Source organism: Novispirillum itersonii (assembly GCF_014205675.1).
In the GTDB taxonomy this organism is placed as follows: domain Bacteria; phylum Pseudomonadota; class Alphaproteobacteria; order Rhodospirillales; family Rhodospirillaceae; genus Novispirillum; species Novispirillum itersonii_A.
Genome location: NZ_JACIIX010000008.1, coordinates 204,323 through 210,432 on the forward strand (window position 1 = coordinate 204,323; position 6,110 = coordinate 210,432).

Genomic DNA, 6,110 nt, shown 5'->3' on the forward strand with positions numbered 1-6,110 from the left:
GGCCGGTGCCGTTACCCCAGCAGGGCCAGCATCCGTGCCAGTTCCACCGAATTCTTGACCCCCATCTTCTCGAACACATGGGCGCGGTGCATCTCCACCGTGCGCATGGAAATCGCCAGTTCGTCGGCGATGATTTTGTTCAGCTTGCCTTCAATGATTTTATCCATCACCTGCCGCTCCCGCGGGCTCAGCGAGGCCAGCCGGGCAGCGGCATCCTGCCGGGCGCTGTTCTGACTGCGGCTGCTGGCATCCAGCCGCAGGGCCTCGATGATCCGGTCAACCAGTTCGTTGTCGTTGAACGGCTTTTCAACGAAATCATGGGCCCCCTTCTTCAGGGAGGCTACGGCGATCGGCACATCGCCATGGCCGGTCAGGAAGATCACCGGCATGCGGTTTCCGGCGTCGCGCAGCCGGTCGAACAGAGCCAGACCGCTCATGCCGTCCATGCGGATATCCAGCAGCAGGCATCCGGCGGTGTCGGGGGACCAGAGCGTCAGGAACTCTTCCGCCGAGGCAAAGGCCCGGGCCGGAACATCGCGCGATTGCAACAGCCAGACCAGCGCATCGCGGATGGCCTCGTCATCATCAACGATATAAACGCAGGACGTGTCAGACGCGGGCGGGGCGTCGGTGAAAACCGGAACGTCGGGCTGGCTGGTCACGGGGTTTCCTCGGGGATAATGCCGCTGGTTTTTGGTGCGGCCAGATTCTGTTAGGCCAGACTCTGGCAGGGCAGGGTGAAGCAGAAAACTGTTCCGCCCCCGTCCGGTTCCGCCTGTTCATACCACAGATGGCCGTGGTGTGCCTCAATGATGGACCGGCAGATGCTCAGCCCCATGCCCATGCCATCGGGCTTGGTGCTGAAAAACGGGGTGAACAGCTGTGCTGCGGTTTCGGTGGAGATACCGTCGCCGTAATCCCGCACCCGCACCACGATACCGGTGTTTTCCTGTCGGGTGCTGATCACCACCCGGGCATGACCGCTGCGGCCCGGCGGCTGGGGCGAGGCATCGATGGCGTTGCGGATCAGGTTCAGCAGCACCTGTTCAATCTGCACCCGGTCGGCGATTACCGGCGGCAGGGCCGGGGTGGGGTCAATGCTCAGGCGCACGCCGCGCTGCACGGCGTCGCGGCTGATGAAGCCGACGGCATCCCGCACCAGCACCGCCATATCCAGCGGCGAGAAGTTGGGGCTGCTTTTCCGGGCGAAATCATGCATGTGCCGCACGATTTTGCCCGCCCGTTTGGCCTGTCGGTCCAGCTTGTCGAGGGCGTCGGTCAGCTCCGGCACCGTGTAGCGGCCGGACTTCAGGCGGTTGAGGCAGCCGGTGGCGTAACTGGCGACCGCGGCCAGCGGCTGGTTGATCTCATGCGCCAGCGAGGAGGCCATTTCCCCCATGGTGATCAGGCGGGAGGTGTGCTGAAGGCGCTGGTCCTGACGGCGGGCCAGATCTTCCATCTGCTTGCGGTCGCTGATGTCGAGGAACGATCCCATCCAGCCGGTCTGGCGGCCGCTGGCATCGACCAGCGGGGTTTCATGGACCAGCACGTCAAACCGTGATCCGTCGCGGCGCAGGAAGCTGAGTTCAAAGCCCTCGCTGGGGCCGTTTCCGGCCAGCACCGCATCGTGCAGGGCCTGTGCCCGTTCGACCCCGGCCGGATCCCAGTAGGCCATTGGCGGGGTCATGCCGATCAGGTCTTCCGGGGTGTAGCCGACCATCGAGCAGAAGGCCTGATTGACATAGGTGATGCGGCCATCCATATCCCGCGCCCGCATGCCGACGGTCAGGCTGTTTTCCATGGCACGGCGGAAGGCGATTTCCTCGCGCAGGGCCTGTTCGGCTTTCAGGCGGCGGCGGATGTGCCGGGCCAGCGCCACCAGACTGCCGACGGTGGAAACGGTCAGCACGCCGATCGCGGTCAGGATCAGCCACCGGCTGCGCTTGCCCTGCGCCGGGTAGGGGGTGGCCCGCAGATAGAGCCCGCCGCCGGGGGGATCAAACACCATGGTATGGGCGGCAGCCAGACTGATGACATCGGCCCCGACGCGCGAGGTGGAGACAATCGGCACCCCGTCGGTATCGAGAATTTCCAGCCGGTAGTTTTCGGCAAACCACCACGGAATATGCCGGGTCAGCAGGGCATCCAGCGACAGGGTGGCGCTGACCGCGCCGGTGAAGGTCTGGCCGTCAAACACCGGGGCCACCACTTCCAGCCCCATGTCCCCGGACGGCGTCATAAAGGGCTGGCTGAAGGTGGCCCGGCCAAGGGCGCGGACGCTGGCCATCGCCTTCTGGCGCTGGATTTCCCCCCGGGCCATGGCAGCAGGATTGCTGATCGGCGGGATGCTCAGCGTGGCTGCGCCATGGTCATCAAGGACGCGGATCCGGCTGAGTTCACTCTGGGCATTCAGCAGGGCACCGGCCTGACGCTGGAGGCGGTCAAGGTCTCCGGCAGCGGCCAGCTGGGCCAGTCCGGTCATGCGTTCCTGCGTGGTGGTCAGAAGGAATCGGAGGTCCTGTTCCACCCACAGCACGTCCTTGATGGTGCGTTCCTGCTCCGACTGGGTCTCGGCGGAATGGACCAGCGACATAAGCACCGCAACAAGGCCCGCCGTCAGCAGCACCAGCAAAGCGGGTAAAAATGGCAGAAACTGGCGGCCGAAGCGGCGGTCCGGCCAGAGTGTGCGGTGCGAAGACATGACGAATATGCAGCCCTGTTATGCCACCTGCGGATATCCACACATTGCAACGGGGAACAGACCGGCGCAGAACGTGAGGCAGCGGTGCGGAGTCATCGTATTATCACTAAATCAACGGGAGTAGGTCCATGAAGATGTCCCGCCTTGTGTGCGGCCTGGTGGCCGGTATGCTGCTGTCTGCCCCGGCGCTGGCCGCTGATCCGATCGTGATCAAGTTCAGCCACGTCGTCGCCATCGATACCCCGAAGGGCAAGGCCGCCGACAAGTTCAAGGAACTGGCTGAGCGTTACACCAACAACGCGGTGAAGGTGGAAGTCTACCCGAACAGCCAGCTTTACAAGGACAAGGAAGAGCTTGAGGCCCTTCAGCTGGGTGCCGTGCAGATGCTAGCCCCGTCGCTGGCCAAGTTCGGCCCGCTGGGCGTGAAGGAATTCGAAGCCTTCGATATCCCCTACATCCTGCCGGACAAGACCGTCCTGCGCAAAGTGACCAACGGCCCGGTCGGCCGTAAGCTGCTGGACAAGCTGGAAAGCAAGGGCATCAAGGGCCTTGCCTACTGGGATAACGGCTTCAAGATCATGAGCGCCAATAAGCCGCTGGTCAAGGTCGCCGACTTCCAGGGCCTGAAGATGCGCATTCAGTCCTCCAAGGTGCTGGATGCCCAGATGCGCGCCCTTGGTGCCCTGCCGCAGGTGATGGCCTTCTCCGAAGTGTATCAGGCCCTCCAGACCGGTGTGGTTGACGGCACTGAAAACCCGCCGTCCAACATGTTCACCCAGAAGATGCACGAAGTGCAGAAGCATGCCACCGTCTCCAACCATGGCTACCTCGGCTATGCGGTGATCGTGAACAAGGCGTTCTGGGATGGCCTGCCGGGTGAGGTGCGGACCAATCTGGAAAAGGCGATGGCTGAATCCACTGCCTATGCCAACATGATCGCCGAGGAAGAAAACGTGAAGGCGCTGGAAGGCATCAAGGCTTCCGGCAAGACCCAGATCCATGTTCAGACCGCTGAGGAAGCGGCTGAGTGGAAGAAGGCCCTTCAGCCGGTGCGCGAAGAAATGGCCGGCCGCGTCGGCAAGGATCTGATCGAAGCGTTTGAAGCCGAAGCGAAATAATCCGCTTCCCGTTCTCCGGCCCGGTTGTTTTCCTGTAATCCCCCTGCCTTTTTAAAGACGGGGCGCGGTGGAAAAAGCCGGGCCGGACTGTATCGGCCCCCTGCCATACCGGACACCAATCATGAAATTCCTCGACCATCTTGAGGAGTGGCTGATCGCCACCCTGATGGCGGCGGCGACCCTTGTCATCTTCGCGGCCGTCATGCACCGCTACGCTTCCGGCGTATCGTTCCTCTTCCCGATCACCCGGCACATCCACATGGCATGGGCGCAGGAACTGTGCATCTACATGTTCGTGTGGATGGCCAAGTTCGGCGCGGCGTATGGGGTGCGTACCGGCATCCATGTTGGCGTGGATGTGCTGATCAACCGTCTCAGCCCGTCGAACCGCTCCAAGTTCATCCTGTTCGGTCTGTGCGCCGGGGCGCTGTTCACCGGCATCGTCGGCACGCTGGGGGCTGAGTTCGTCTGGAAGATCGGTCACACCGATCAGGTGTCGGCGGACATGGAAATCCCGATGTGGTGGGTGTACATGGCCATCCCCTGCGGGTCTTACCTGATGTGCTTCCGCTTCCTGCAGGTGGCGGTCAACTTCATCCGCACCGGGTCCCTGCCGACCCATGACCACGCCCACGTCGCGGGCATGGAAGAGGAAGAGGGGCAGGATATCAACTGGTTCCAGATGCAAGACGGCCTGCACCCGAAAGATGTCGCCCATAACGAAGGCGCTGGCACCAAAGGGTCCGGGAACCAGAACGGGGAGAAGCACTGATGAACGCCGCCATCATTTTCGGGCTGCTGCTGACCCTGATGCTGACCGGCATGCCGATCTCCATCTCGCTCGGCCTGACCGTTCTGACCTTCCTGTTCACCATGACCCATGTGCCGATTGAGGCCGTGGCCCTGAAGCTGTTCACCGGTATCGAGAAGTTCGAGATCATGGCGATCCCGTTCTTCATTCTGGCCGGTAACTTCCTGACCCATGGCGGCGTCGCCCGCCGCATGATCAACTTTGCCACGGCGATGGTCGGGCACTGGCATGGCGGTCTGGGTCTGGCCGGTGTTGTGGCCTGTGCGCTGTTTGCTGCCGTGTCGGGATCCAGCCCGGCCACCGTGGTCGCCATCGGCTCCATCCTGCTGCCCGCCATGGTCAAGCAGGGTTTCCCGAACCGCTTCGGTGCCGGGGTCATCACCACCTCCGGGGCGCTGGGCATCCTGATTCCGCCGTCGATCGTGATGGTGATGTATTCGGTGTCCACCAATACCTCCGTCGGGCAGCTGTTCATGGCCGGTGTGGTGCCGGGCCTGATGCTGGCGACCCTGCTGGGGGTCACCACCTGGTACCGCGCGTGGAAGTTCGGCTATCCCCGTATGCCCAAGGCCACCTTCGGGGAACGCCTGAAGGCGCTGAAGGAAAGCATCTGGGGGCTGCTGCTGATCGTCATCGTCATCGGCGGGATCTATTCGGGGATCTTCACCCCGACTGAAGCCGCCGCGATGAGCGCCGTCTATGCCTTCATCATTGCCGTGTTCGTGTATAAGGACATGACCCTGAAGCAGGTGCCGCAGGTGCTGCTGTCGTCGGCCAATATGTCGGCGATGCTGCTGTACATCATCACCAACGCGGTGCTGTTCTCCTTCCTGATGACGTCTGAAAACATTCCGCAGAGCATGGCGGCATGGATTCAGGGCCACAATCTGGCACCGTGGGTGTTCCTGCTGGTGGTCAACGTGCTGCTGCTGATGGCCGGGAATTTCATGGAGCCGTCCTCGATCGTGCTGATCATGGCACCGATCCTGTTCCCGGTGGCGGTCAGCCTGGGTATTGATCCGGTGCACTTCGGCATCCTGATCGTGGTGAACATGGAAGTGGGGATGTGCCATCCGCCGGTCGGCCTTAACCTCTACGTCGCCTCCGGGATCACCAAAATGGGGATTACCGAGCTGACGGTGGCGGTGGCGCCGTGGCTGCTGACCATGCTCGGCTTCCTGATGCTGGTCACCTACATTCCGGCGATCAGTCTGTGGCTGCCGACGGCACTGGGGATGCGCTGACCGGATCTGAAAAGAATACCCCTGAGCAGACTGAAACCCCCGCCGGGAGACCGGCGGGGGTCTTTTTTGGTCTCTGAAGGGGAAAGGGGGAGTGTCAGAGCGTTTTCAGCAAAAGTGGACACCGGTTTTGCGGTTGAAAACGCTTGTCTTATGAATTTCCGTGCCGATAGGCGATAAAGGAACAGCTGGGAGAGGGTAGCAGCCCTCTCCCAGCGGCGAGGGTCGGATCGAGAAAA

5 protein-coding genes are annotated in these 6,110 nt (G+C 62.3%); 3 read left to right on the top strand and 2 right to left on the bottom strand.

What is annotated here, in order from left to right; all coding sequences use genetic code 11:
* Nucleotides 1–11 precede the first annotated feature (11 nt).
* Together FHS48_RS12125 and FHS48_RS12130 are read right to left on the bottom strand one after the other, a co-directional pair.
* Nucleotides 12–662 carry a response regulator transcription factor gene (locus FHS48_RS12125; RefSeq protein ID WP_311769131.1) on the bottom strand — a complete coding sequence of 217 codons (651 nt, stop codon included), beginning with the start codon at nt 660–662 and terminating at the stop codon, nt 12–14.
* Between the two features lie 50 nt (nt 663–712).
* On the bottom strand, nt 713–2,701 hold the full coding sequence (locus FHS48_RS12130; protein WP_184263815.1) for an ATP-binding protein: 1,989 nt from the start codon (nt 2,699–2,701) through the stop codon (nt 713–715).
* A 128-nt stretch (nt 2,702–2,829) separates the two neighbouring features.
* Between FHS48_RS12130 and FHS48_RS12135 the strand changes: the two genes are divergently transcribed.
* The 3 genes from FHS48_RS12135 to FHS48_RS12145 all read left to right on the top strand — a co-directional run bounded on the left by FHS48_RS12135 (nt 2,830) and on the right by FHS48_RS12145 (nt 5,874).
* On the top strand, nt 2,830–3,819 hold the full coding sequence (locus tag FHS48_RS12135; protein WP_184263816.1) for a TRAP transporter substrate-binding protein: 990 nt from the start codon (nt 2,830–2,832) through the stop codon (nt 3,817–3,819).
* Nucleotides 3,820–3,940: 121 nt separating this feature from the next.
* Entirely contained in the window at nt 3,941–4,591 is a 651-nt protein-coding gene (locus FHS48_RS12140) for a TRAP transporter small permease (RefSeq protein ID WP_184263817.1), read from the top strand.
* Entirely contained in the window at nt 4,591–5,874 is a 1,284-nt protein-coding gene (locus tag FHS48_RS12145) for a TRAP transporter large permease (RefSeq protein ID WP_184263818.1), read from the top strand. The genes FHS48_RS12140 and FHS48_RS12145 overlap by 1 nt, the downstream gene beginning before the upstream one ends.
* Nucleotides 5,875–6,110: the final 236 nt, after the last annotated feature.

Coding starts and splice junctions, on each gene's coding strand:
- FHS48_RS12130 (WP_184263815.1), bottom strand. CDS start 2,701: ATGTCTTCGCACCGCACACTCTGGCCGGACCGCCGCTTCGGCCGCCAG.
- FHS48_RS12135 (WP_184263816.1), top strand. CDS start 2,830: ATGAAGATGTCCCGCCTTGTGTGCGGCCTGGTGGCCGGTATGCTGCTG.
- FHS48_RS12140 (WP_184263817.1), top strand. CDS start 3,941: ATGAAATTCCTCGACCATCTTGAGGAGTGGCTGATCGCCACCCTGATG.
- FHS48_RS12145 (WP_184263818.1), top strand. CDS start 4,591: ATGAACGCCGCCATCATTTTCGGGCTGCTGCTGACCCTGATGCTGACC.